At 69.8% G+C, this 23,640-nt stretch carries 25 protein-coding genes; 15 read left to right on the top strand and 10 right to left on the bottom strand.

What is annotated here, in order from left to right; genetic code table 11:
- The first annotated feature begins 1 nt into the window (after position 1).
- Positions 2-457, top strand: coding sequence for an alpha/beta hydrolase (locus tag ABD691_RS14970; protein WP_344680276.1), 456 nt, complete (start codon positions 2-4; stop codon positions 455-457).
- On the opposite strand, the gene ABD691_RS14965 is transcribed toward ABD691_RS14970, so the two are convergent.
- The gene (locus ABD691_RS14965; protein ID WP_344680275.1) at positions 370-1,860 is read right to left on the bottom strand and encodes a flavin-containing monooxygenase; all 1,491 of its coding nucleotides are present in this window, start codon (positions 1,858-1,860) and stop codon (positions 370-372) included. The genes ABD691_RS14970 and ABD691_RS14965 overlap by 88 nt on opposite strands.
- A 69-nt stretch (positions 1,861-1,929) precedes the next feature.
- Between ABD691_RS14965 and ABD691_RS14960 the strand changes: the two genes are divergently transcribed.
- The 8 genes from ABD691_RS14960 to ABD691_RS14925 all read left to right on the top strand — a co-directional run bounded on the left by ABD691_RS14960 (position 1,930) and on the right by ABD691_RS14925 (position 8,730).
- Positions 1,930-2,931, top strand: a complete 1,002-nt coding sequence (locus ABD691_RS14960) for an AraC family transcriptional regulator (RefSeq protein WP_344680274.1) — start codon at positions 1,930-1,932, stop codon at positions 2,929-2,931.
- Positions 2,932-3,152: 221 nt separating this feature from the next.
- Positions 3,153-3,422 (top strand): acyl carrier protein, encoded by a 270-nt coding sequence (locus ABD691_RS14955; protein ID WP_344680273.1) that lies wholly within the window; start codon positions 3,153-3,155, stop codon positions 3,420-3,422.
- 53 nt (positions 3,423-3,475) lie between these two features.
- Positions 3,476-4,858 (top strand): aminotransferase class III-fold pyridoxal phosphate-dependent enzyme, encoded by a 1,383-nt coding sequence (locus ABD691_RS14950; RefSeq protein ID WP_344680272.1) that lies wholly within the window; start codon positions 3,476-3,478, stop codon positions 4,856-4,858.
- Entirely contained in the window at positions 4,858-5,268 is a 411-nt protein-coding gene (locus ABD691_RS14945) for an acyl-CoA thioesterase (RefSeq protein ID WP_344680271.1), read from the top strand. Before ABD691_RS14950 ends, ABD691_RS14945 begins: the two co-directional genes overlap by 1 nt.
- The gene (locus ABD691_RS14940) at positions 5,261-5,737 is read left to right on the top strand and encodes a 3-hydroxyacyl-ACP dehydratase FabZ family protein (protein ID WP_344680270.1); all 477 of its coding nucleotides are present in this window, start codon (positions 5,261-5,263) and stop codon (positions 5,735-5,737) included. Before ABD691_RS14945 ends, ABD691_RS14940 begins: the two co-directional genes overlap by 8 nt.
- A 26-nt stretch (positions 5,738-5,763) precedes the next feature.
- Positions 5,764-6,849: a beta-ketoacyl synthase N-terminal-like domain-containing protein gene (locus ABD691_RS14935; protein WP_344680269.1), complete on the top strand. Its 1,086-nt coding sequence runs from the start codon at positions 5,764-5,766 to the stop codon at positions 6,847-6,849.
- Positions 6,849-7,397 (top strand): hypothetical protein, encoded by a 549-nt coding sequence (locus ABD691_RS14930; protein WP_344680268.1) that lies wholly within the window; start codon positions 6,849-6,851, stop codon positions 7,395-7,397. Before ABD691_RS14935 ends, ABD691_RS14930 begins: the two co-directional genes overlap by 1 nt.
- Positions 7,387-8,730, top strand: coding sequence for a class I adenylate-forming enzyme family protein (locus tag ABD691_RS14925; protein WP_344680267.1), 1,344 nt, complete (start codon positions 7,387-7,389; stop codon positions 8,728-8,730). The genes ABD691_RS14930 and ABD691_RS14925 overlap by 11 nt, the downstream gene beginning before the upstream one ends.
- A gap of 6 nt (positions 8,731-8,736) precedes the next feature.
- Here the strand turns inward: ABD691_RS14925 and ABD691_RS14920 are convergent, their stop codons facing one another.
- The 3 genes from ABD691_RS14920 to ABD691_RS14910 all read right to left on the bottom strand — a co-directional run bounded on the left by ABD691_RS14920 (position 8,737) and on the right by ABD691_RS14910 (position 12,567).
- Complete coding sequence (locus ABD691_RS14920) at positions 8,737-9,366, bottom strand: LysE family translocator (RefSeq protein WP_344680266.1); 630 nt, start codon at positions 9,364-9,366, stop codon at positions 8,737-8,739.
- Positions 9,367-9,429: 63 nt separating this feature from the next.
- On the bottom strand, positions 9,430-10,608 hold the full coding sequence (locus ABD691_RS14915; RefSeq protein WP_344680265.1) for a M20 family metallopeptidase: 1,179 nt from the start codon (positions 10,606-10,608) through the stop codon (positions 9,430-9,432).
- Between the two features lie 1,074 nt (positions 10,609-11,682).
- Positions 11,683-12,567, bottom strand: a complete 885-nt coding sequence (locus ABD691_RS14910) for a universal stress protein (RefSeq protein WP_344680264.1) — start codon at positions 12,565-12,567, stop codon at positions 11,683-11,685.
- 110 nt (positions 12,568-12,677) lie between these two features.
- On the opposite strand from ABD691_RS14910, the gene ABD691_RS14905 reads away from it, so the two are divergent.
- Positions 12,678-13,751, top strand: coding sequence for an AI-2E family transporter (locus ABD691_RS14905; protein WP_344680263.1), 1,074 nt, complete (start codon positions 12,678-12,680; stop codon positions 13,749-13,751).
- A 77-nt stretch (positions 13,752-13,828) separates the two neighbouring features.
- Here ABD691_RS14905 and ABD691_RS14900 read toward each other — a convergent pair whose 3' ends face one another.
- Both ABD691_RS14900 and ABD691_RS14895 read right to left on the bottom strand, forming a co-directional pair.
- Complete coding sequence (locus ABD691_RS14900; RefSeq protein ID WP_344680262.1) at positions 13,829-14,410, bottom strand: TIGR03086 family metal-binding protein; 582 nt, start codon at positions 14,408-14,410, stop codon at positions 13,829-13,831.
- Positions 14,411-14,429: 19 nt separating this feature from the next.
- Positions 14,430-15,155: a DUF899 family protein gene (locus ABD691_RS14895; RefSeq protein WP_344680261.1), complete on the bottom strand. Its 726-nt coding sequence runs from the start codon at positions 15,153-15,155 to the stop codon at positions 14,430-14,432.
- Between the two features lie 100 nt (positions 15,156-15,255).
- Here ABD691_RS14895 and ABD691_RS14890 point away from each other — a divergent pair, with 100 nt between their 5' ends.
- Positions 15,256-15,573: a GNAT family N-acetyltransferase gene (locus ABD691_RS14890; RefSeq protein WP_344680260.1), complete on the top strand. Its 318-nt coding sequence runs from the start codon at positions 15,256-15,258 to the stop codon at positions 15,571-15,573.
- Entirely contained in the window at positions 15,573-16,154 is a 582-nt protein-coding gene (locus tag ABD691_RS14885) for a dihydrofolate reductase family protein (protein ID WP_344680259.1), read from the top strand. Before ABD691_RS14890 ends, ABD691_RS14885 begins: the two co-directional genes overlap by 1 nt.
- Here the strand turns inward: ABD691_RS14885 and ABD691_RS14880 are convergent.
- Together ABD691_RS14880 and ABD691_RS14875 are read right to left on the bottom strand one after the other, a co-directional pair.
- Positions 16,130-16,438, bottom strand: coding sequence for a DUF6221 family protein (locus tag ABD691_RS14880; RefSeq protein ID WP_344680258.1), 309 nt, complete (start codon positions 16,436-16,438; stop codon positions 16,130-16,132). The genes ABD691_RS14885 and ABD691_RS14880 overlap by 25 nt on opposite strands.
- A 71-nt stretch (positions 16,439-16,509) precedes the next feature.
- The gene (locus tag ABD691_RS14875; protein ID WP_344680257.1) at positions 16,510-17,310 is read right to left on the bottom strand and encodes an NAD-dependent epimerase/dehydratase family protein; all 801 of its coding nucleotides are present in this window, start codon (positions 17,308-17,310) and stop codon (positions 16,510-16,512) included.
- A 154-nt stretch (positions 17,311-17,464) separates the two neighbouring features.
- Between ABD691_RS14875 and ABD691_RS14870 the strand changes: the two genes are divergently transcribed.
- Together ABD691_RS14870 and ABD691_RS14865 are read left to right on the top strand one after the other, a co-directional pair.
- Positions 17,465-18,559: a peptidoglycan recognition protein family protein gene (locus ABD691_RS14870; protein ID WP_344680256.1), complete on the top strand. Its 1,095-nt coding sequence runs from the start codon at positions 17,465-17,467 to the stop codon at positions 18,557-18,559.
- Between the two features lie 102 nt (positions 18,560-18,661).
- Positions 18,662-19,051 carry a hypothetical protein gene (locus tag ABD691_RS14865; RefSeq protein WP_344680255.1) on the top strand — a complete coding sequence of 130 codons (390 nt, stop codon included), beginning with the start codon at positions 18,662-18,664 and terminating at the stop codon, positions 19,049-19,051.
- Here the strand turns inward: ABD691_RS14865 and ABD691_RS14860 are convergent.
- Positions 19,035-22,031: an alpha-mannosidase gene (locus ABD691_RS14860; RefSeq protein WP_344680254.1), complete on the bottom strand. Its 2,997-nt coding sequence runs from the start codon at positions 22,029-22,031 to the stop codon at positions 19,035-19,037. The genes ABD691_RS14865 and ABD691_RS14860 overlap by 17 nt on opposite strands.
- A gap of 145 nt (positions 22,032-22,176) precedes the next feature.
- Here ABD691_RS14860 and ABD691_RS14855 point away from each other — a divergent pair, with 145 nt between their 5' ends.
- Positions 22,177-22,434, top strand: coding sequence for a Prokaryotic metallothionein (locus ABD691_RS14855; protein ID WP_344680253.1), 258 nt, complete (start codon positions 22,177-22,179; stop codon positions 22,432-22,434).
- A gap of 542 nt (positions 22,435-22,976) precedes the next feature.
- On the opposite strand, the gene ABD691_RS14850 is transcribed toward ABD691_RS14855, so the two are convergent.
- Entirely contained in the window at positions 22,977-23,507 is a 531-nt protein-coding gene (locus ABD691_RS14850; protein ID WP_344680252.1) for a gamma carbonic anhydrase family protein, read from the bottom strand.
- Positions 23,508-23,640 lie beyond the last annotated feature (133 nt).

Genomic DNA, 23,640 nt, shown 5'->3' with positions numbered 1-23,640 from the left:
GATGTGGCGCAGCGTCCCGGCGAGGTGGCCGGCCAGCGAACAGCTGTTCCTTGCCCTCGGCGAACGCGACGCGGTCATCGTCGGCCACGACTGGGGCGCCATGATCGCCTGGACCACCGCGCTCCTGCGCCCCGACCGCGTCCGCGGCGTCGCCGCGCTCAGCATCCCGTTCATCCCACGAGGGCAGCAGAGCCTGCTCACCGCGATGCGCACCCGCTTCGGCGACAACGACTACATGCAGTACTTCCAGCAGCCCGGCATCGCCGACGCCGAACTCGCCCGCGACACCACCGCCACCTTCCGCAGCGTCCTGCACTCCGGCTCCGGCCAGGCCCCCGAACCCTGGAACCCCGTCATCCCCGGTGACGCTCAGGCCCGCCGCACCGACGACCGCGGCGTGGGGGACAGGCCCCGAGCCAGATCACCCCGCAGCGTCAGCACCGCGTCCAGCGGGTAGTTCTGCCGCACCCGCCACGGACCCCGATCACCCTGCCGCGGGAACTCGTCGATCGACCGCCGCACGTAGCCCGACGCCAGATCCAGCAGCGGACGCGCCACCAGCTCCCGGTCCGGCTCCGGCACCACCGCCGCAAGCCCCCGACGCTCCATCAGGTTCAGCACCTTGCACACCAACCGCGACGTCAGATCGGCCCGCAACGTCCACGACGCGTTCGTATAACCGATGCACACCGCGAAGTTCGGCACGCCGGTCACCATCGCCCCACGCCACACGAACTGCTCCGGCCACTCCACCCGGCGGCCGTCCACCCGCGGCGCGATCCCACCGAACGCCAGCAACCGCAACCCGGTCGCGGTCACCACCACATCGGCCTCCAGCACCCGCCCCGACCGCAACCGGATGCCCTCGGGCACGAACGAGTCGACGTGATCGGTCACGACCTCGGCCCGGCCCTTCCGGATCGCCCGGTACAGATCCGCATCCGGCACCGCGCACAACCGCTGATCCCACGGGTCGTACGACGGCGTGAAGTGCTCCCGCACCGCCCGCGCATCCCGCAACGCACGCCTGCTCAACCTCGTCAGCAGCCGCCGCGCCGCCTTCGGCCACCGCCGGCAGAACTGGTAGAAACCCGCGGTGAACGCGATGTTCTTGGCCCGCACCACCCGATGCGCCAACCCGGCGGGCAGCACCGCCCGGACCCGGTCGGCGACCCGGTCCCGCCCCGGCACCGGACTGATCCAGGTGGGGGAGCGCTGCAACATCGTCACCCGCGCCGCGTCCTCGGCCATCGACGGCACCAACGTCACCGCCGTCGCGCCGCTGCCGATCACCACGACCCGCTTGCCCGCGTAGTCCAGCTCCTCCGGCCAGAACTGCGGATGCACCACCGTCCCCGCGAACGACTCCACCCCGGGGAACACCGGATCATGCCCCCGCTCGTAGTCGTAGTAACCCGCGCACGAATACAGGAAGTCGCACGTCAGGCGCCGCTGCTCGACGTTGCCCCGCTCATCGCGCACCGCCAGCACCAACGTCCACCGCGCCTCTGCTGATGACCAGTCCGCCGAGACCACCTTCGTCCGGTACCGGATCAACGCGTCGATCCCGTGCTCGGCCGCCGTCCGCCGGATGTAGCTCAGGATCGACGGCCCGTCCGCGATCGCCTTCGCTTCCCGCCAGGGCCGGAACGGATACCCCAGCGTGAACATGTCCGAATCCGACCGGACCCCCGGATACCGGAACAGATCCCACGTCCCGCCCATCGCGTCCCGCGCCTCCAGCAGCGCCAGCGACTTGCCCGGGCACTCCGTCCGCAACCGGTACGCCGCACCGACACCGGACAACCCGGCACCGACGATCACGACATCCAGGTGCTCGACCTCATCAGCGGTGGCCATGCCCCCAGTGTGCTCAGCCCGCCCACCGCGCTCTTGACTTCCCACGACAAGTATTTGACCCTGCACGACATGTCGGTGATCCGCTCCGCCGGGCTCCGCGGCTTCCGCGCCACCGTCGCCGAACTCGGCGGCAACGCCGAGGACTACGCCCGGGCCGCCGGCCTGCCCGTCGCCGCACTCGACACCGACGACCTCCTCGTCCCCGACGACGCGCTCGTCGCCGTCCTCGACATCGCGGCCACCGCACTGCGCCGACCCGACCTCGGCCTGCTCGTCGCCGCCCGCCAGGACCTCGGCCTGCTCGGCCCGCTCGCCCTGGCCATCCAGAACTCGCCCACCGTCGGCGACGCCCTCGACTGCACCTCCCGCTACCTGTTCGTCCACACCCGCTCCCTCGAACTCGTCCTGACCGACGACCCGCGCGGCGCCCACGGCATCGCCGCCCTGCGCTACGAACTCCCGCGCACCGCCCCCATCTCCGCCCAGGCCGTCGACCTCAGCCTCGGATTCCTCCACCGCGCCATCACCTTCCTGGTCTCCGGCCCCTACGGACTCCGCGGCGTCGAACTGCCCCACACCCCCCGAGCCCCGCTCAGCGCCTACGAGGACTTCTTCGGCGTCCCCGTCCGCACCGGCAGCACCGCCCCCATGCTCCGCCTGCCCCGCAGCCTCGCCACCACACCGCTGACCGGCACCGACGAACGGCTCCGCCAGCTCGCCCTGGCCTACCTCGACGAGCAGTCGGCGGGGGAGAGCACCCACCTGACCCCGCGAGTCCGCAGCGTCATCGCCCAGTCGCTGGGAACCACCCCGCCCGAGATCGGCGCCATCGCCCGCCTGATCAACATCCACCCGCGCACCCTCCAGCGCCGCCTCACCCGCGAAGGCACCACCTTCGCCGACATCCTCGACGACGTCCGCCGCCACGCCGCCCGCCGCTACCTCACCACCACCGAGATGCCCATGAGCCAGATCGCCGCGCTGCTCGGCCTGTCCGAGCAGTCCGCGCTCAGCCGCTGCTGCCGCCGCTGGTGGGGGAGCACACCCAGCGCCGTGCGCCGCACCACCTGACCGAAGAAATGATCACGCCACGCCCGCGGTGTCGTACGTCTGCGGAACCCACAACCATTCCTTCAGCCGGACCGCCTACTCCTATCGGCCGCGAACAACGGCCCGGCGATGATACAAAACAGTGAACGTCGGCACGACGCTTGCGACGCCTGATTCGCCGCCAGTAACGTTCAGATCGGGGCCCACATCCACTTCGTCTTTCTTCGGAGAGGAAGTGTTCGATGAACATCGCGGACAAAATCAAGGAAGTACTGGTATCCGATCTCTTCGTGGAAGTACCCGCCGAAGAAATGAGGGAGGACGAAAACCTGCGCGACATCTTCGGCCTGGACTCCCTGGGGTTCGTCGAATTGCGAGTCCAGTGCGAGAACATATTCGGCATCACCATCGACGACGACGACTTCTCCCCGGACAACTTCTCCTCGATCTCCTCGCTCGCCGGCCTCATCGAACGGCTGACCTCGGCCGACGCCGACCCCACCGCACCCTGACCAGCGCCCCCAGCAGACCCCATCCGCCGCACAGACGGGACACCGAGGTGGTCTTGACCGGAACGCACGAAACGTCCCCAACCGACCTGAACCTCCTCCTCTCCTCCCGGGAAATACATTTCGACCACTACGGCGGGCCGAAGCTGCCCTACGCCTGCACCGGCGCCCGCGGAATCGAAATGAACCTCGTCGGCACCGCCGAGGACAACCTCGGGCAGCCGCACACCGCGATCGACGCCAGCGGCGGCTACGGAACCGCCTGCCTCGGCGCCGGTCACCCCGAAATGGTGCGCGCACTGCGCCGCGCGGTCCAGGAAGTCGGCTACTCGACCGACGAAATGGCATCCCTGGAACGCGCCCGCCTCCTGCACACCCTGTTCGGCCCCGGCGGAATCTGGACCGACCGGTTTCCGACCGGCCAATACCGCGTCAGCGGACGCAATTCCGGCTCGGAGGGCATGGAACTGGCCGTCCGGCTGGTCCTCGAATCCCGCTTCGACCGCCGCAGGCTCCGGCACCACCCCGGCCGCGAACACCGCGACACCGTCCTCGCCTTCGAAGGCGCCTGGCACGGCTGGACCGACGGCCTCGTGCCGCTGCTCAACCGCAGGCACTACCAGGTCGGCCTGCCCGCCCGCGCCACGAGCGGCGACTACGACGTCCGCGTGCAGCACATCCCCTTCGGCGACCACGACGCCATCCAGGAGTACTTCGCCGACAACGCCGAACGCCTGCTCGCAGTCGTCATCGAACCGGTCCAAGGCGACGCGGGCATCCTGGTCCCGCCACCGGACTACCTGCGCGCGGTGTCCCGCCTGTGCGCCGACTCCGACGTGCTGCTCGTCGCCGACGAAGTCCTCACATTCGCCAAAACAGGCCAGTTCTTCGCGATGACCGACCAGCACGGCCCCATCCCCACCGACATCACCGTCATCGGCAAGAACCTCGGCATGGGTGTGGTCCCCGCCTCGATGGTCATCACCCGCGCCGACCTCGGCACCCGCAGCAGCGGCGCGGTCGCCACCTCCGACCTGCGACCCATCACCTGCGCCGTGCTCAACGACGGACTGACCCACCTGCGCACCACCGGAATCCTCGAACACACCGCCGCACTCGGCCAGCACCTGAACCAGACCCTGCACGACCAGCTCGTCACCCAATTCCCCGACATCTACCGGGAAAACCGCGGCCTCGGCGTCATCCACGGCCTCGAACTGCAAGAACGCGCCGCCCGCAAACTCCCCGAACTGCGGGAGAAAATCCTGCGCGCCGGCGTCTACGTCGAGTTCATGGCCGGAGCAGGCCGCCGCACCCGCGGACTGCGCTACCTCCACCCGACCATGCGAATCGCACCACCCGCGATCACCACCACCGCACAGGCCGACACCATCGTCGAACGCATCGCCACCGGCACCCGCGCCTTCCAGGAGTCGTGATGAACCCCGCGCTCCGGCACCGGGTCGAACACGTCGACACCGACGCCGCAGGCGTCATGCACTTCTCCCGCTACGCCTCGCTCGCCGAAACCGCGGTCCTGTCCTTCCTGCACCACAACGGAACCGGACTCGACCTGTTCCAGCGCCACGGCACCGAACTCGCCGTCACCGACCTGCACATCCGCTACCTCGCACCCGCGAGGTTCCGCGACGTCGTGCTCGCCACCACCACCCTCGAACGCGCCACCGCCGCGACCCTGCGAGCCCGCGCCGACCTCGCACGCGACACCGGCGAACCGCTGGCAGTCGCCAAGCTCGTGCTGTGCGCCGTGGACACCGGAACCGGGCGCGCGGTCGCCCTGCCCGCCCAAGCAGCGCGAAGCCTGAAAGGACTCACCGCAGATGACTGAGACCACCGACCGGCAGCTGGGCTTCTCCGAACTCAAACAACTCCTGCGCCATCGCCACCCGATGCTCTACATCGACCGCGTCACCGACTACGAACCCGGATCACACCTGACCAGCGTGCTGTCGGTCTCGGCCAACCTCGACAGCATCGCGGGCCACTTCCCGGACCGCGCGATCTTCCCCGGCAGCCACCTCATGCAGGCCTTCGCCCAGTCCGGCATCGTCTTCCACCAGCTCAGCACCAGCCCCCTCACCGAAGACGAGATCACCCTGATCGGCAGCGTCAAATCCCGCTTCACCGGCATCGTCGTCCCCGGAGACCGCGTCCTGTTCCACCTCCGCCAGGACCGCCTGCGGGACAACGTGTTCTTCTTCTCCGCCAACGCCACCGTCGACGACCGCCGCGTCGCGGCCTTCTCCGGCAACCTGGTCCGCACCACGATCAGCCAACTGGGCCGGCAACTGTGGTGACCGACCGGACCCCGAGGATCACCGGCATGGCCTGGTGCACCCCGCTGGGCTCCGACCTCGACAGCACCTGGCGCGACCTCTGCGCGGGACGCACCGCGTTCGACCACCACACCTCGCCCTTCCCACTGCGCAACGACCTCGCCGCCGCCATACCCGACGCAGCCCAAGACCTCCGGGAAAGACAACTCACCATCACCGCGAACACCCTGCGCGCCGCCTGCGCCGACGCCGGAATCGACCCGGCCGACCCCGCGATCACACCCATCCTGGGCACCAGCTACGCCCACCACCTCGACACACCCGGCACCACATCACTGCACCACTGGGCCCGGGAAAGCGCCCGCCGCGCAGGACACCGCAACGAACCGATCACCGTCACCACGGCCTGCTCCGCCGGAGCCGACAGCCTGCTCATCGGCGCCGAACTGATCCGCGCCGGCACCCACGACACCTGCGTCTGCGGCGGCGCGGACATCCTGACCACGGCAAAACGCCTCGGCCACTCCGCACTCGGCACGATGTCACCCACCACCCTCCGAGCCTTCGACGAACACCACGACGGCATGCTCCTCGGCGAAGGCGCCGCCTTCCTCGTCCTCGAATCAGCCCGCTCGGCACACCTGCGGCAAGCACGCACCCACGCCCTGCTCACCGGAGCCGGATCGGCCAACGACGCCGCCGGAATGACCGCACCCGACACCTCCGGCACCAGCATCCGGCTCGCCATCCACCGCAGCCTCACCGGCACCGGCCTGACCACCGCCGACATCGCCGTGATCAACGCCCACGCCACCGGAACCCCGCTCAACGACACCGTGGAGGAAGCAACCCTCGCCGCACTGTTCACCGAACACCCACCACCGGTGTTCGCCACCAAAGGCGCACTCGGCCACAGCCTCGGAGCAACCGGCGCCATCGAAGCCGTCTCCACCGTCCTCGCCCTGCGCGACCAGCTCGCCCCACCGATCGCCGCCACCACAACCCCCGCGACCGCCCTGCCACTCGTGCTCGGCAGACCGCACGCCTTCAACGGCACCGCCGGACTGAGCATCACCCTCGGCTTCGGCGGCTTCAACACCAGCCTGCTGTTCACCAGGAACGGCGACGCCTGATGCGAACCTCCGTACTCGGCCACAGCACCGTCCGCAGCACCAACCCCGCCGAATTCGCCGAGAACCGCCCATCCTTCTTCGCCGACCCCGTGGCATGGCAATTCGCCGCAGCCATCGGACAAGCACTCCAACCCCACCACGCCACCGTCCTTGCCAACCCCGACGACGTCGCCATCATCACCATGTCCGAGCACGCCACCCTGCTCACGATGCAAGCAGTGGCCACCACCGCCCAACGCGGACGCGTGTCCCCACTGCGCTTCGCAGGCTCCAACCCCGGAGCCACCACCGGCCTGCCCTGCATCCGCTGGGGACTACGAGGCCCCTCACTGGCCCTGTCGACCACCCCAGCAGCAGCCGCACCAACAGCACTCACCGTCGCCGACTCGTGGCTGACCCGCGGCCTCGCCCGCTTCCTCGTGCTCGCCGGCCACACGCTCGACGACACCGGCACGCACGAAGTCCAATGCGTCGTGGCCCGCCACCCGCTCACCACCCACGACATACACCCCCTCATCACCGGAAGGGGAGCGGCAGATGCCGGCTGACCGAGCCCTCACCGCAGCACGAGTGGCCGACCTCGCCGCCCGGACCACCGACGAAACCCCCAAACCGGCAGCCCCCGACCTCGACACCACGCTCGAGGACATCCACCGGCTCGGCCTGCTCCCCGGCACCCTCGTGATCGTCGCACTGCCCAACACCGCCACCACGATCCACATCCTGCTGGCCCTGCTGCTCACCGGCGCCGTCCCCATGCCGACATCCCCGGCAACACCGGCGAACCGGATCAACGCCCTCGCCCGGCGACTCGGCGCAGGCGCGCTCATCAGCACCAGACCCACCCACCACACCCACCAGGTGGCCACCGCCAAAGCAGCCCTGCTCAACACACCACAAACCCCCTACAGCCCAGGGGAGTTCGTCATCCTCACCTCCGGCACCTCCGGCCTGTTCAGCGCCTGCGTGCACCACCTCGGCTCACTCCTGCGCAACGCCACCAAACACGCCCAAGCCGTCGGACTGCGACCGGACGACACCATCCTGATCAACCTGCCCCTGTACTACTCCTACGCCGTCGTCGCACAAGTGCTCGCCGCCTACGTCACCGGCGCCCGCATCGTCGTCTCCGGACCCCCGTTCTCACCGCAGACCTACCACTCGGCACTGCACCGCCACGACATCACCTCGTCGTCCATCACCCCGACCATCGCCCGAGCACTCCTCGAACACGGCAACGCACCACCCACCCGACTCCGCATGCTCACCATCGGCGGCGACCACCTCGCCGCAACCGACGTCGGCAACCTCCTCGCACTGCACCGCAACGAGCTCTACCTCACCTACGGACTCACCGAAGCCGGACCACGCGTCTCCACCCTCGCCGCACACGCCGAACCAGCCCACCGCCACACCTCAGCCGGCCTGCCACTACCCGGAGTCGAAGTCCAACTCCGCGACCCGCAACCGGAAACCGGCGCAGGCGAACTCCTCATCCGCACCGACACCGCACTCATCCGCCGCACCGACGGCACCCCGCCACTGCTGCCGACCGGCCAGATCGCCACCGGCGACCTCTTCCGCCTCGACGACGACGGCTACCTCCACTTCCACGGCAGACGATCCGAACTCGTCGTCCTCCGCGGCGAGAAGATCTCGCTGTTCACCATCCGCCAAGCCGCGCACAGCATCCCCGGAGTCCTGCGCTGCACGCCCCACCTCACCACCGCTGACGACGGCTCCACCCAGCTGGACCTGGAACTGCACATCGACGACATCTCCCGCGCCGACCAGATCCGCACCGACCTCAACCGGTTCCTGCTGCCCAAAGAACGACCACGGCGCATCACCATCAACACTGACGCCGGATTCCGGAAATAACCCGTCTCAGGTCGACTCCACCGCAAGCAGACCCGCCATGCCCAGCAGGACACCACCCGTGGCGCGATCCAGCCTGCGGTGCGCCCGGTAGCTCAGGCGAACCGCCTTGATCACCGCACCAACCACGGCGAACACCCCGGCCGCCACCCCTTCCGCGATGAGGTAGAAGGCACCGAGCACCGCCAACTGCCCAGTCACCGCCCCGTGCTCGGGCACCACGAACTGCGGAACGAACGCGGTGAACACCAAAACCGCCTTCGGATTCGTGATCGCGACCAGGAACTCCTTGCGCGCCAACGAAAACACCGGCCCGGACGCCGGAACCTCCGCACCACCCGGCTCAGCACCCGGCCGGAAGCTCGCCCACAACGTCGTGACACCGAGATAAGCCAGATAAGCAACCCCGGCCCACTTGATGACCGTCAACGCCCACTCCGACGCCGACAGCAGCGGCCCCAACCCCGCCACCACCGCGAGCACCAGAACCGCGAACGCCACCAGCCGCCCGCCGACCCCGACCATCGAACCGCCGAAACCGTGCGACATCCCGTGGCGCAGCGCCAGCAGGTTGTTGGCCCCCGGAGTCAGAGCGACCAGCAGCGAAACCGCGAGAAACCCCAGCACGAACATCCTCATCGTCCTTCCAGCGCGGAACGGACCCCCCGAAAAGCAGTACAGGAACCGGCACCCACGCGCAGGTCAACCACCGAACGCGAGGGCAGAGCGCAGGTACACCTCGGTCGCGGTGACCATCTCCTCGACCGGCACCCACTCGTCGAGGCTGTGCGCCTGCGCCAGCGAACCAGGACCGAACAGCACGACCGGCGAACCGAAGTACGCCGCGTCCGAACTGCCCGGAAAACCCCGCGGCACGGTGTCGGCGAGACCACTGAGCTCAGCCGCGACGGCGACAACGCCACCCAGCGGATGCCCGGCGGGCAGCTCGTAGGGCTCAACGGTCCACCACGAATCCCCGAGCGACCACCGCGCGGAACCACCAGCACCCGCCAGCACGCCCACGAGCTCCTCCCGAGCACCCGCCGCGGTCTCCCCGGGAAGAAGCCGGCGGCTGAGCTGCACCGTGCACGACGAAGGCACGATGTTCGGCTTCACCCCGCCCTCGATGACGCCGACATTGGCCGTGGGCGGGCCCAGCAACGGATGCCCGCGCCGCTCCAGCAACCGCACGTACTCGCCGAACGAGCCCAGCAACGCGGCAGCACCGAGGATCGCGTTCGACCCGTGCTGCGGCACGCTGCTGTGGGTGGCCTCGCCCGTGACGGTCAGGTCGTAGGCGGCGAGCCCCTTGGTCGCGTGGCAGATCACCAGCTCGGTCGGCTCGCCGATGATCACACCGTCGGCCCGCAGTCCGAGCGCTTTCGCGCCCTCCTGGCGGTATTCCTCGTCACCGACGCCCGCGACCACCAGATCACCCGGAAGCTCGACCGCCTCGGCGGCCAGCACCTCGGCCGCCTCGACGTAGCAGGCCAGCGCCGCCTTCATGTCACAGGCACCACGCCCGTAAACCCTGCCGCCGCGCACGGCCCCGGCGAACGGCTCCGGATAGCCGGTGGTCTCCACGGTGTCCAGGTGGCCCGCCAGCATCAGCACCTGGCCACCACCACCGGCCAGCCGGGCGACCGCGTTGTACCGCCCGGGCGCGTACTCCACGACATCGCCGTCCCAGCCCAGCCGCCCCAACCGATCATCGAGGTAGCGCGCCACCAGCAGCTCACCCTGACCGTCACCGAGCTCGCCGCCGAACGGGTTGACGCTGGGCAGGCTGATGAGTTCGCTCAGGGTCGCAGTGAGCCGCTCCCGGTCGATCCGCGCGGCGCACCGGTCCGCCACTGCGCGCAGGCCATCGCTCGGTTCCACGGAACCCCCAGCGGGATCGGGAGAAACCCCAACACCGCGAGCGTAGCGACCGGACGGTCATCCGGGGCCTTCCCAACGGAGGCTGCTGTTGGGCCGCAAGCCAGGGGAGAGGTCGGAGTTTCGGCGGGTACCGCTGCCTGGCGAACGGCCCCGGACAGCCGCTCGGCGACTCGCGACCGGCGATCCCGGTCCGGCGCCGGAGAGCCACCGGCTCGGCCGATCCGGGCATGAGCAGATCCGCGTCAGGTACCGGAAAGGCGGCATTCGGGGGCTCGGCTCGATCAGAGCGCGCAGGGGACCGCTCTCAGGCGCCTCCGAACCTACTACTTAACATAATGTCAATTATCGGCATTTGAGCGACCGGGGAAGATCCGCCGGGAAGTGGCCAGGCGCCGTGTTCCGGCGGCGCCGGCCGAAGTCGCGTCCGGCGGGCGCGCGGCGGGCATCCGACGGCGAACGACGCTCGGCTGCTGCGGAGCGCGGACCGCGCGGACGACGACGGGGCGCGGCTCGTGGCTCATGGCTCAGTGCGCGGCGCCCGGGGCGGCATTCGACTGCCCGGCCGGGAAATCCCCGGAGGGTCACTGTATTAACGTCACAGTGACGATTCCGGGTAGGCGGTCCCGGACGTCGAGTCTCAGCGCCGGAGAAGGCTGACAACCAGCCAATGCCGACCCGTCGAAGTTGATCTCGATGCCGGTCGTCCCGTCCAGCGGCGGCACAGCAACCGGCGTCGGTCATCGAAGCGAGACGGCGCGAAGCCGAACGAAACGAGAAGCTGCGGGCGCAGCCGGAGAACGCGCCAGCGGAAGTCGTGTCCCCCGCGGCAGGTGCGGGCTATCCTCTGCTGAGGTCTTTCTCTATTTGGTGGATAATGAAGATTATCCACCAAATAGAGAAACAGGCGCACCAGCTGCCGAACGTCCACTGTTGGCGGTCCCGGCTCCGAAACTTCCCTGCCAGCACGGAGTTTCGCTCGCTGCCGGTGACGCGCCGGACGCACGGGAACTGAGGGAAAGCCCGTCCGACCGCCGCTCCCCTGGCTCGGAGGCGTCGGCCAGCCTCCGTTGCCGACTAGTCCCCCAGCTTCGGTGAGCGCAGCACCGCCACTGGGCACGGAGCCTTGTTCACCGCAGTGTGGCTCACCGATCCGAGCAGCGCGCGTCGCACGGGACCGCGGCCGTGGCTGCCCACGACGAGCAGTCCCGCGTTCCGGGCCTCGTCCAGCAGCGCGCTGGCGGGTTTCTCCGGGGTCAGCACCCTGCGCACGGCGACATCGGGATACCGCTCGCCCCATCCCGCCAGGGATTCGGCGAGCAGCTCGGCGGCTTCGGTGCGCGCGTTTTCGTGGACCTGGTCCCAGTCCGGGAGTCGTACGAACGGGTCCGGGAGGACATCGCTCCAGCCGTGCACGGCGACCAGGTCGGCGCCGTGGCGGGAGGCGAAGTCGTAGGCGAAGCCGATCGCCATGGCGCTGGTCGTGGAGCCGTCGACGCCGACTACGACCGGTGCCGAGTCCGGCTGCTCCCGGTCGCCCCGCACGACGACGACAGGAACGCCGGAGCGGTGCGTGAGCAGTTCGGCCGAGGTGGAGCCGACGAAGCCCAGGTCGTCTTCGATCCTCGGGCCGCCCAGCACGAGCAGCTCCGCGTCGGCCGCGCGTTCGCCGAGCACTTCGACCGGGTCTGCGAACACCAGCTCGCTGCGGACGTCGAGTGCGGGGGCGATTCCGGCGCACCAGTCGACCAGCTGTTCCAGTTCGCGTTCGAGGACTTCGCGCAGTGGCTGGCGGGGGTCCTCTCCCCCTGCCACGGCCTGCGGGCTCAACGGCCATCCGATCGCGTGGACGAGCAGCAGCGGGAGACGCCTGCTGGCGGCGTCCCTGGCCGCCCAGGCGGCGGCCCGGCGTGATCGGGTGGATCGGTCGAAGCCGACGACCACCGGTTTGCGTCCGGCCACTGCGCCTCCATCCTCGGATCGACGCGTCCATGGTCGCGCGGACCGGGGTGCGCGGCATGGCGGCCGGTGGTCATGCGGCGCGTTGCCGCCGGTCGCCCTATCTTGGCCGGATGGGCGCCGCTGCTCCTACTGGATCAGACTCGCGGGCTCTGCCCAGGGGCCTGGTGGTGCTGCTCGGCCTGGCGTCGGTGGTGATCGTGGTGGCCGGGTTGCGGTCGATCTCCTGGCTCGTGGCTCCGACGTTCCTGGCGTTGGTCATCGTCATCGCGACGAGTCCGGTGTCCGACTGGCTTGCGGGCAAGGGGTGTCCGCGCTGGCTGTCGACCCTGGTGCTGGTCGTGCTCGTGTACGCGGTGCTGATCACCTTCGCGGTGGTCGTGGTCCTTTCCGTGGGCAGGCTGGCGACGATCCTGCCGCAGTACGCGCATCGCGCGGAGGAGATGGTGGCGGAGCTGTCGCGCGCGCTGGCCGGGTTCGGCATCGGTCCGGACCAGGTCAGGGCCGCGGTGGGCAAGATTGACTTCGGGCGGTTGGCGGGGTTCATGGGTGCGTTGCTGTCGGGTGTGGCGACGATCGGTACGAACCTCGTGTTCCTGTTGGCGTTGCTGTTGTTCCTCAGCGTGGAAAGCAGTGGGCTCGGCACGCGGATGGCCGTGATCATCGGTGATCATCCGGAGACGGCGCGGGCGCTGACCGGGTTCGCGCGGGGCACGCGCAGCTACCTGGTGGTGTCGACGGTGTTCGGTGCGATCGTGGCCGTGCTGGACGCGGTCGCGTTGGCGCTGCTCGGGATTCCGCTTGCGGTGCTGTGGGGTTTGCTGGCGTTCGTGACCAACTACATCCCGAATGTCGGGTTCTTCATCGGGCTTGTGCCGCCGGTGGTGCTCGCGCTGTTGCAGGGCGGGTGGCAGTTGGCGCTGACCGTCGTCGTGATCTACCTCGTGCTGAACTTCCTGGTGCAGAGCGTGATCCAGCCTCGGTTCGTGGGTGATGCGGTCGGGTTGTCGACGACGGTGACGATGCTGTCGCTGGTGTTCTGGACCTGGGTGCTCGGGCCGCTGGGGGCGGTGTTGGCCATTCCGCTGACGCTGTTGGCCAAGGCGTTGCTGGTCGACAGCGATCCGCGCGCTCGGTGGGCCAACGCGTTCCTGGTCTCGAACCGGATCAGTCGTCAGGCGGTGTAGGCGCGGGGCTTTCGGCCTTTGGTGGTGGGCGGTGTCGCGGCGAGTGAGTCCGGCGATGGGGGCCGCGCGGTCGCTGTTCAGGCGGTCCAGGCCGGGTCGCGGCCGCTGAGGCCGAGGACGCGGTCGAGCAGTGGGCGGTCGGGTGGGACGGGCACGATGGGGCCGAAGAGTCCTTCGCGGCTGTCGAGCTGGTCGGGGGTCGACATCGCGGAGACGAACTCCATGCAGCCTTCCAGGGAGGGCGTGTCGATGTCGTAGGGCTGGCCGGTGGCGCGGGCGACGTCCCAGCCGTGCAGGACGAGTTCGTCGAGTGCGACGAGGCCGGCGACTTCGCCGGGCAGGTCGATGCCGCCTGCGCGGGTCGTGCCCTGCCAGGCTTGCGGTGCGCGCCAGGCTTCGGCGAGTGCGGCGAGCTGGGTGGGGATGCGGGTGCGCCAGTCCGGGGCGAGTCGCCGGGCGTCGGCCGTGGGCTGCTGGTCCCCTGTTTCCGCGTGGTCTTTGGTGGCCGCGGCGGTGAAGGCGCGGGTGAGGCCGTCGATGTGGTCGACGAGGTCGCCGAGGCGGTAGTTCTCGCAGGGTGTGGGTGCGGTGAGCTGGTCGTCGGTGACTCCTTCGAGGAGGGTGGTCATCCGCCGGGCTGCTGGTCCGAGGTCGAGCATGCCGTTCTCCGGTGGTGGGTCAGGGGTAGCGGAGTTGTTCGTGCCAGTCGGTGCCGCGGCCTTCGGGGGTGAGGTCGAGCAGGTTCCAGAGCGGTTCGATGGTGCCGAGGTGGCGCGGGTCCTGGTCGGGTTCGGGGTCGGTGTAGAGGAGTTCGGATCCCCAGAAGTGGCGGATGGTGGCGCCGTCGCGGTGGAAGACGTTGAGCATGGGCATGGGGTCGCCGTCGGGGGTTTGGCCGTGGTAGTCGCGGGTGTAGTTGTTGGCGGCGCCGGAGAGCAGGCGCAGGCGGCGCCAGCCGCGGTCGGCGGCGAAGGCGAGCAGGCGTGGGAGCGGTGCTCGGGCGACGACGGCGAAGTCGGCGCGTTGGGTGAGGTGTTCGATGGCGCCGTCGAGCTGGTCGAGCAGTGCGGTGCAGGACGGGCAGGGGCTTTGGCTCGCGGCGAGCTGGGCGGTGCGGCCTTCCCCTGGTCCTGGGCGGTCGTCGGCGGGGTGGCGGGGGAACATGAAGCTGTAGATCAGCAGGGTGTTGGTGGTGAACAGTTCGGACAGGCGGATGTCGACGGGTGTGCCGTCGGGTTGTGCGGCTTGGAAGAGGTAGTCCTGCGGGACGGGGCCGCCGGGTGGCAGGGTGCGGCGGGCGGCGGCGACGGCTTCGGTGGCGCGGCGCAGTTCGGCTTCCTGGTGCAGGAGTTTGTCGCGGGCGGTGCGGTATTGCTCGCTTTCGCCTGGGAACGTGATGTTCACGAGTGGCCCCCTCGTGTTGGTGCCGGTTCCAGCGTGCGCGTGGGCGGGGGTGTCGGCAACGGCGGGGTTCTGGTGGCGCGGGTGGGGCATAGTGAGGGCCATGGTTACCGTGACCAACGCTTCCGGCCGGCATCGCTACGAGATCAGCGTCGAGGGTGAGCTGGCGGGGTTCACCGAGTACGTCGACCGCGATGGGCAGCGGATCTTCTACCACACCGAGGTCGATCCGGGTTTCGCCGGACAGGGGCTGGGAGGTGTTCTGGTGGCTGAGGCGTTGGCGGGGACGCGGGCGGCGGGTATGCGGGTCGTGCCGGTGTGCCCGTTCGTGGCCAGGTACGTGGGGCGGCACCACGACTTCGACGATCTGCTGGATCCGGTGACGCCGGAGGTGCTGGCCGTGGTGGAGGCGGGGCGCTGATGGGCAGGCTGATCTACACCGCGATCATGTCGCTGGATGGCTACATCGCCGATGAGAGCGGTGATTTCAGCTGGGCGGTGCCCGATGATCAGGTGCATGCGCACGTCAACGCTCTGGAGCGCGGTGTTGGTGCGCATTTGTACGGGCGTCGCACGTACGAGTTGATGCGTGGTTGGGAGACCATGCACGTCGATGACGAGCAGCCGTCGCCTGGTCGTGATTTCGCGGAGTTGTGGCGGAGTTTGGACAAGGTCGTCTATTCGTCGACGCTGGAGTCGGTGTCGACGGCACGGACGCGGTTGGAGCGGGTGTTCGACCCGGAGGCGGTGCGGCGGTTCAAGGCGGGGGCCGGGTACGACATCAGCATTGGTGGGCCCGCGTTGGCTGTGCACGCGTTCCGCGCGGGGTTGGTGGACGAGGTGTGCCTCTACTTGCAGCCGGTTGTGGTGGGTGCGGGCAAGAAGGGGTTGCCGGAGGGTGTCCGGTTCGGGTTGGAGTTGGTGGACGAGGTGCGGTTCGACGGTGGTGCGGTGCACCTGCGCTACCGGGTTGCGGGTCAGGGCCGCCAGCGGTGGGCGTAGCCGGGCCGGTCGGAGTAGGGCAGGCCGAGCAGGGCACGGGTGGTGCAGCCGCGTTCGTCCTCTGGGGGGAAGGCGTCGCCGACCTGGTCGCAGGGGCCGGAGCCCTGTCCGCACCACTGGTGCACGCGCAGCAGGCGGGCTTTGAGTTCGCATTCCCGGAAGCCGCGGATGATGGTGATGAAACATCCGCGGCTGGTTCCGGATTCGGCGTCCTCGCGCACCCAGCGCAGCAGTTCCAGGTCGATGTCGATCTGCCGCCGCAGGAAGTCGGCGAACCGGTCCATGGATTCCCCTAGCCTGATGCCAGCTGTCGGGGTGGGGACCGGTGGCCGGGGGGTTCATGACGCGGTCGTGATCACGTTGTTGCCGGCGGGTGGGTCCATCCGAGGAGTTGTTTGGCCTTGGTGCAGTCGTAGAAGCCGGCGCGTCCGTCGAGGTCGCCTCGGATCGGGACGTCCGGGTAGTGGCGTGCGGCCAGTGTCCGGGAGTCGGTGTCGGTGATGGTGTCGGGGGCGACGATGTTGCAGACCTGGTGGCCGGTCCAGGGGGCGTGCAGGGCGAGCAGGCAGGCTTGGGTGACGGCGTCGAGGCGGACGTAGCCCCACAGGTGGTTGACCGTCATCGTCGGGTCGGTGCCGTGGGCGGCGGCGGTGGCTCGGTCGGGGGTGGCGCCGTGCAGGCGCAGGCTGGTGATCGTGAGGTCGGGGTGGCGTCGGGCGAAGGAGTCGGCCTGGGTTTCGGCGATCCACTTCGACAGGCTGTAGGGGTCTTCGTTGTAGGTGGGGTGGGTTTCGTCGACCGGGAAGTAGTCGTAGTGGGCGCGCCGGCTGAAGGCGCCGCCGACGGCGTTGATGCTGGAGGCCAGCACGATCCGGTCGATGCCGCATTCGGTGGCGGCTGACAGGGCGTTGTAGCTGCCGGTGACGTTGGTGTTGTGCACGAGGTGTCCGGGGTCGTGCCAGGGCGTGGGGATGCCCGCGAGGTGGATCAGGGCGTCGTTGCCGTGCACGGCGTCGCGCAGCCGGGGGTAGTCGCCGGTGTCGACCGGGTCGGGGCCGGTGCGGTCGATGGCGCGGACCTGGTGGCCCGCGTCGGCCAGGGCTCGGGTCAGGGCCCGGCCGATGGTGCCGCGTGCGCCGGTGACTGCGACTTTCACGTTCGCCTCCGTCTTGGTCGTGCGATTCCTGTGATCTAGCAACGTGTTGTTGGCGCTTTTTCGCCAAGATTTAACTCATCCGGGGGTTATGCGTGCACGCTCATGTTTCTAGGTTCGGCCCGATCGTGATCAACCACGTCCTTGGAGGGCTCACATGTCGTTGCACCGCTCCCCCGTCGCGCGCCGGTCGTTCCTGGTCGGTGGCCTCACCGTCACCGCCGTCGGCGCGCTCGGCCTGCCCGCCTCCGCCCGGCCCGCGGCACCGGAGATCGCCGGCACCGCGGACTGGGGCGCCCGCGAACCCAGCAGCGCCATCGACGTGCTCGACTCCAAGCCCACCAAGATCATCGTGCACCACACCGCCTCCGCCAACGTCGACGACACCTCCCAGGCGCAGGCGTTCGCGCTGTCGCGGTCCATCCAGGACCACCACATGGACGGCAACGGCTGGAAGGACACCGGGCAGAACTTCACCAACAGCCGCGGCGGCTGGATCACCGAGGGCCGCCACAAGAGCCTGTCGGTGTTGCAGGAGGGCGCCCAGCACGTGCTCGGGGCGCACGCCGGGGACCAGAACTCGGTCGCGCTGGGCATCGAGAACGAGGGCACCTACACCGACGTCGACGTGCCCGAGAAGCTGTGGACGTCGCTGGTGTCGCTGTGCTCGTACATGGTCTCCCAGTACGGGATCAGCGCCAGCGAGATCTACGGGCACCGGGACTTCATGTCCACCGAGTGCCCCGGCGAGGTGTTCTACGGCCGCTTACCGGAATTACGCGAGGCGGTCGGTGCCGCTGTCGGCCAGCGGGTCGTGCACCCGGTGACGTGGTTGCTGCTCAAGCCCGGTGCCGGTGGGCCCGCTGTGACCGCGACTCAGCACCTGTTGCGCGCGCAGGGCCTGTCGGTGCCCGTCGATGGTGCCTACGGTCCGCAGACGCAGGCCGCGACCGGGGAGTTCCTGCGCTCGCACCGGATCGAGGCGGCCACCTGCCACGCCACCCGCGTCGAGGAGCCCGGGTACTTCGGTGGCACGGCCTGGACCGCGCTGGCGCCGGTGCTGGCCGGTGACAGCCGGGGTGATGCGGTGCTGGCGTTGCAGGTGCTGCTGACCTCGCGTGGTCACTACGTGCCCGCCGACGCCCAGTACGCGGGGCGGTCGGCGGACGCGGTGCGCGAGTTCCAGTCCGCTCAGGGCCTGCAGCCCACCGGGGTGGCCGACCACGAGGTGTGGAAGCGGCTGCTGCGCTGACCCGGCTCGCGGGTCTTCCGGCCTGTTCGGGCAGGTCGGAAGACCCGTGCGCGCGGAGATCAGGAGCGCGCGGTGGCCGGTCGGGGGCTACCGTCTTGGTGCATGGGCGACCTCGACGAGCTGCGGCGGTTCTTCGACGACTACGGCAAGGCGCTGGCCGACGTCGACCTGGCCGGTATCGCGGGCTGCTACCGGGTGCCCGCGCTGGTGCTCTCCGACGCCGGGGCCGTGGCCTTCTCCGCCAACGACGAGGTCGAGGCGTTCTACGCCGATCGCGTCCAGCACTACCACGGTCGCGGGATCGTCGCGGCCAGGCCGTCGCTGCGCTCGCACACGACGTTGAGCAGGCAGCTGCTGACCGTGGATGTCACGTGGGCGTTCCTCGACGGCGAGGGTGTGACCCTGGACCAGGAGTCCTATCGGTACGTGTTGCGGATGACCGAGGACGAGGGGCCGCAGATCCAGGTCGTCATCGCTACCGCGCCCGCCTGAAGCGCAGTGTGACGATCTCGAACGGGCGCAGCCGCAGGTCGACGACGTCGGTGCCGCCTTCGGGCTGTTCCACTGGTCGTTCCAGCAGGTCGGTGCGGGTGACCGCCGCGACCGCGAAGCTGGCCGACACCCGTGCCCGGGCCCGTCCGCCGCGCGACTCGTAGAGGCGGACCACGACGTCGCCGGAGCGGTCGTCGGCGAGTTTGACCGACTCGACCACCACGGCTTCGTCGTCGACGGCGATCAGCGGCTGCACCTCACGGGAACCGCGAACCGTGCGTTCGGGCAGGTTGATCCGGTAGCCCTCGCGGACCGCGTCGCCGATGCCGGCGCCGACGACGAGGCTGTAGCGCAGGCGGTGCACGCCGTGGTCGGTGTCGGGGTCGGGGAATCGCGGGGCGCGCAGCAGTGAGAGCCGGACCGTGGTCGTGGTGCCGCCGTCGGGCCGGGTGTCGCGGGTGACGTCGTGGCCGTAGGTGGAGTCGTTGGTCAGCGCGTGCCCGTAGCCGGTTTCGCCGACGTGGATCCAGCGGTGCGCGCAGATCTCGAACTTCGCCGCGTCCCAGGAGGTGTTGGTGTGGGTGGGGCGGTGGACGTGGCCGAACTGGATCTCGGAGGCCGAGCGGTCGGCGTGCACGTCCAGCGGGAAGGCTGCTTTGAGCAGCTTCTCCGACTCGTGCCAGTCGATCTCGGTGTCGATGTCGACCCGCCGTGCGCCGGGGCCGAGGGTGATGCGCTGGACGATCGTGGACTCGCCGGTGCTGCGGCGGACCACGACCGCGTCCCCGTCGATGTCGACGGCGTCGGCGGTGGTGAGGTCTCGGACGTTGTGGCGGTAGAAGTCGTCGATGTCCCAGGCGTCCCAGGCGTTGGGGTGGTCGGCGTGCAGTTGCAGCAGGTTGCCCGGCCCGGCCAGCGCTTCGCGTTCGGCGGCGTGGTCGCGGACCGAGGTCAGCAGGCCCCGGGTGTCCACAGTGGCCTGCACGAGGCCGTTGTCGAGCACGGTGGTGCCGTCGGCCTGCCGCGCCACCGTGGTCGCCGGGGGTTCGGCGGCCGTGCCTGCGCCCATCGCGGGCACGCCGTCGCGGGTGTGCGGTGCGGCGTTGAACGTCACCGGTACTCCGCTGTCGGGGCCGGCCAGGGCGCGCTGGGCGTCGTCGATGACCTCGGCTAGTTCGGCGGCGACCTGCCGGTAGGTCTGTTCGGCTTCGCGGTGCACCCACGCGATCGACGAGCCCGGCAGGATGTCGTGGAACTGGTGCAGCAGCACCGTTTTCCACACCCGGTCCAGCGTGTCGTAGGGGTAGTCGCGGCCGGTGGCGACCGCGGCGGTGGCGCACCACAGCTCGGCTTCGCGCAGCAGGTGCTCGCTGCGCCGGTTGCCCTGCTTGGTGCGGGCCTGGGAGGTGTAGGTGCCGCGGTGGAACTCCAGATACAGCTCCCCTGACCACACTGCGGGCCCGCGGTGGTCGGCGTGGGCGGCTTCGAAGAACGCCGAGGGCGATTCCAGGCGCACCTTCGGCGAGCCTTCCAGGTCGGCGGTGCGGTAGGCGCGGGCCAGCATCTCGCGGGTCGGTCCCCCGCCGCCGTCGCCGTGGCCGAACGGCACCAGGGAGCGGGTGGCGAAGCCGTGCTCGGCGAAGTTGCGGGAGGCGTGGGCGAGTTCGGCGCCGGAGATCTCGGAGTTGTAGGTGTCCACCGGCGGGAAGTGGGTGAACACCCGGGTGCCGTCGATGCCTTCCCACCAGAACGTGTGGTGCGGGAAGGTGTTGGTCTGGCTCCAGGAGATCTTCTGGGTCAGGAACCATCGCGAGCCCGACGCGGTCACCAGCTGCGGCAGGGCCGCGCTGTAGCCGAACGAGTCCGGCAGCCACACCTCCGGGGTGTCCAGGCCGAACTCGTCGAGGTAGAACCGCTTGCCGTGCACGAACTGGCGGGCCATCGCCTCCGCGCCGGGCATGTTGGTGTCGGACTCGACCCACATTCCGCCGACCGGGACGAACTGTCCGGTGGCCACGTGGTGGCGGACCCGTTCGAACAGCGCGGGCTGGTGCTGTTTGATCCAGGCCAGCTGCTGGGCCTGCGACATCGCGAACCTGAAGTCGGGGTGGTCGTCCATCAGCGCGGTCACGTTGGCCACGGTGCGGGCGACCTTGCGGACGGTTTCGCGCAGCGGCCACAGCCAGGCCGAGTCGATGTGGGCGTGGCCGACGGCCGAGACGACGTGGGCGCTGGCGTGCGCGGGGCGCGCGAGCGCGTCGGCGAGCTCGGCGCGGGCGCCGGCGGCCGTGCCGGGCACGTCGTGCAGGTCGAGGCGGTCGAGCATGCGTTCCAGGGCGCGCAGGATCTCGTGGCGGCGCGGGGAGTCGGTGGGCAGTTCCCGCATCAGCTGGTCGAGGACTTCGGTGTCCTGCACCAGGTTCCACACCGTCTCGTCGAGCACCGCCACCTCGGCGCGTTCCAGCCGGTACAGCGGGGTGCTGCCGGCGGTCTCGCGGTCGCCCAGCCGGGTGGGCCGGAATCCGTCCGGTCCCAGGATCAGCGGGTTGGCGGCGGCTTCGACGTACCAGGTGCGGCGCTGCCCGGCGGCGTCGGGGCCGGCGGGGATGAACGCGTTGCGGGGGTTGAGGCCCTTGACCGGTGTGCCGTCGGGGGTGTGGACGAGACCTTCGCACTGGAATCCGGCCCGGTCGTCGTCGAACCCCAGGTCCAGCAGCACCTCCACCGGCAGGCCTGCCCACTCGGCCGGAACCTCGGCGGTGACGCGGAACCAGCTGGTCCCCCACGGCGGTCCCCATGCCTCGCCCACCGCGGCGGGCGCGTAGTCGGCGGCCAGCGCCTCGGCCACCGGCACCGGCTCGCCGGGGACGTGCCAGACGGCGACCTCGCACGGCGCGGTCCGCGTGTACTGGGCGGGCCGCAACCGCTCCGGCAGGACGCGGTCGAGCCGCTTCTCGACGTTGCTGCGGTCGTCGTGCATGCACACTCCCGGGGTCCGCGCGGGTGGAGTATTCGCACGCTGCCAGGCCCGGGCGCGGCGATCAACACCGAACCGCGCCGCGGTTGCCGACCCATGCACGGCCACGCATGCTGGGTTTTCCGGCGAACCCCCAGGGAGGTCCACGATGGGCACCTGCGAAGTCTGCGGCAACGACTACTGGATGACGTTCGAGATTCACACCGTCGGCGGCGCCGTGCACACCTTCGACTCGTTCGAGTGCGCCGCGCAGCGGCTGGCTCCGCAGTGCGAGCACTGCGGCTGCCGGATCCTCGGCCACGGGGTGGAGGCCAGCGGCCGGTTCTTCTGCTGCGCCCACTGCGCACGCCAGTCCGACATGGCGATGGCGGGTGAGTTGCGCGACACCGTCGGCGCACACCCCTGATCCGAGTCCGTTCGTTAGCCCATTTGGCGGGGTGCGCTGTCCTCCCTTGCGCCCCGCGCTTTCCTGCCTCCGGCGCACCGTTTCAGCGGTGCAACCACCCCGGACTTTTCGTTATCTGTTCGTTATTCACAGCTGAAATACCGCGACTACCTGTGGCGATGATGCGGGTGAGAGCCTTCAACACCGGAGGGGCCCGCGGTCTCAGGACCAAGAACCCTTAAGGCAGACGGTGGATCTCGACTGGACCAAATACGACGTAGTGGAGGGCGCCGAAATGGCAGGTCTGGTTCGTTGGCTGGGCAACATGGCACGTGAGATGGGACGGGCCCGCACCGTGATGCGGCACCCGAGCTCCACGACCGCCCAGCGCCGCGTTCAGGGCTGACACACCTCAGCCCCGGTTCCCAAGCGACAACCCGCTGAACGTGGTCAACCGTCGGGTCGCGATGCGCTGAACCGCATCGCCAACGCCGTGGTCCCACCAGGTACGACCGGAAGTGCCGTGACCGCTCGGTCACGGCACTTCCGCGTTTTCGCGGGCCTTATCCGCGCAGGGCCTGGCGGTGCCGTTCGGCGTTGCGGGTGTACTGCTCGGCGGAGATCCGCAGCCCCGCCTTCTCGTCGTCGGTGAGCTCCCGCCGGACCTTGCCCGGGGTGCCGGCCACCAGCGAGCCCGGCGGCACCTCCACCCCTTCCAGCAGCACGGTCCCGGCCGCCACCAGCGACTCCGACCCGACCGTGGCGCCGTTGAGCAGCACCGCGCCCATGCCGATCAGCACGTGGTCACCGATCGTGCAGCCGTGCAGCACCGCGCGGTGGCCGACGGTCACGCCCTGCCCGACCGTCGCCGGGAAACCGGGGTCGGCGTGCACGACGCAGCCGTCCTGGATGTTGCTTCCGGCGCCGATGGTGATCCACTCGGTGTCGCCGCGCAGCACCGTCGAGTACCAGACGCTGGACCCGGCGGCCAGCCGCACCCGGCCGATGAGGCTGGACCCGGGCGCCACCCACGCGGCGTCGTCGATCTGCGGGTCGAACCCGTCGAGGGACAGCTGGAACCTCTGGTCGGTCATCACTTCTCCTGGTTCGCGCGTTGCTGGCGCGGCCACCGGCCACTGTGGACTCGTGTGCCGGGCCACGCCGGTCGACGTCGGCCGACCCGGCAGCACCGTAACCGCACTGGTGCCTGCGCGTGGTACCCGTTGA

Source organism: Saccharopolyspora taberi, from assembly GCF_039534165.1.
Classification (GTDB): domain Bacteria; phylum Actinomycetota; class Actinomycetes; order Mycobacteriales; family Pseudonocardiaceae; genus Saccharopolyspora_D; species Saccharopolyspora_D taberi.
Note: the sequence above shows the minus strand (reverse complement) of the source record. Positions and strands in the feature narration are given on the sequence as shown.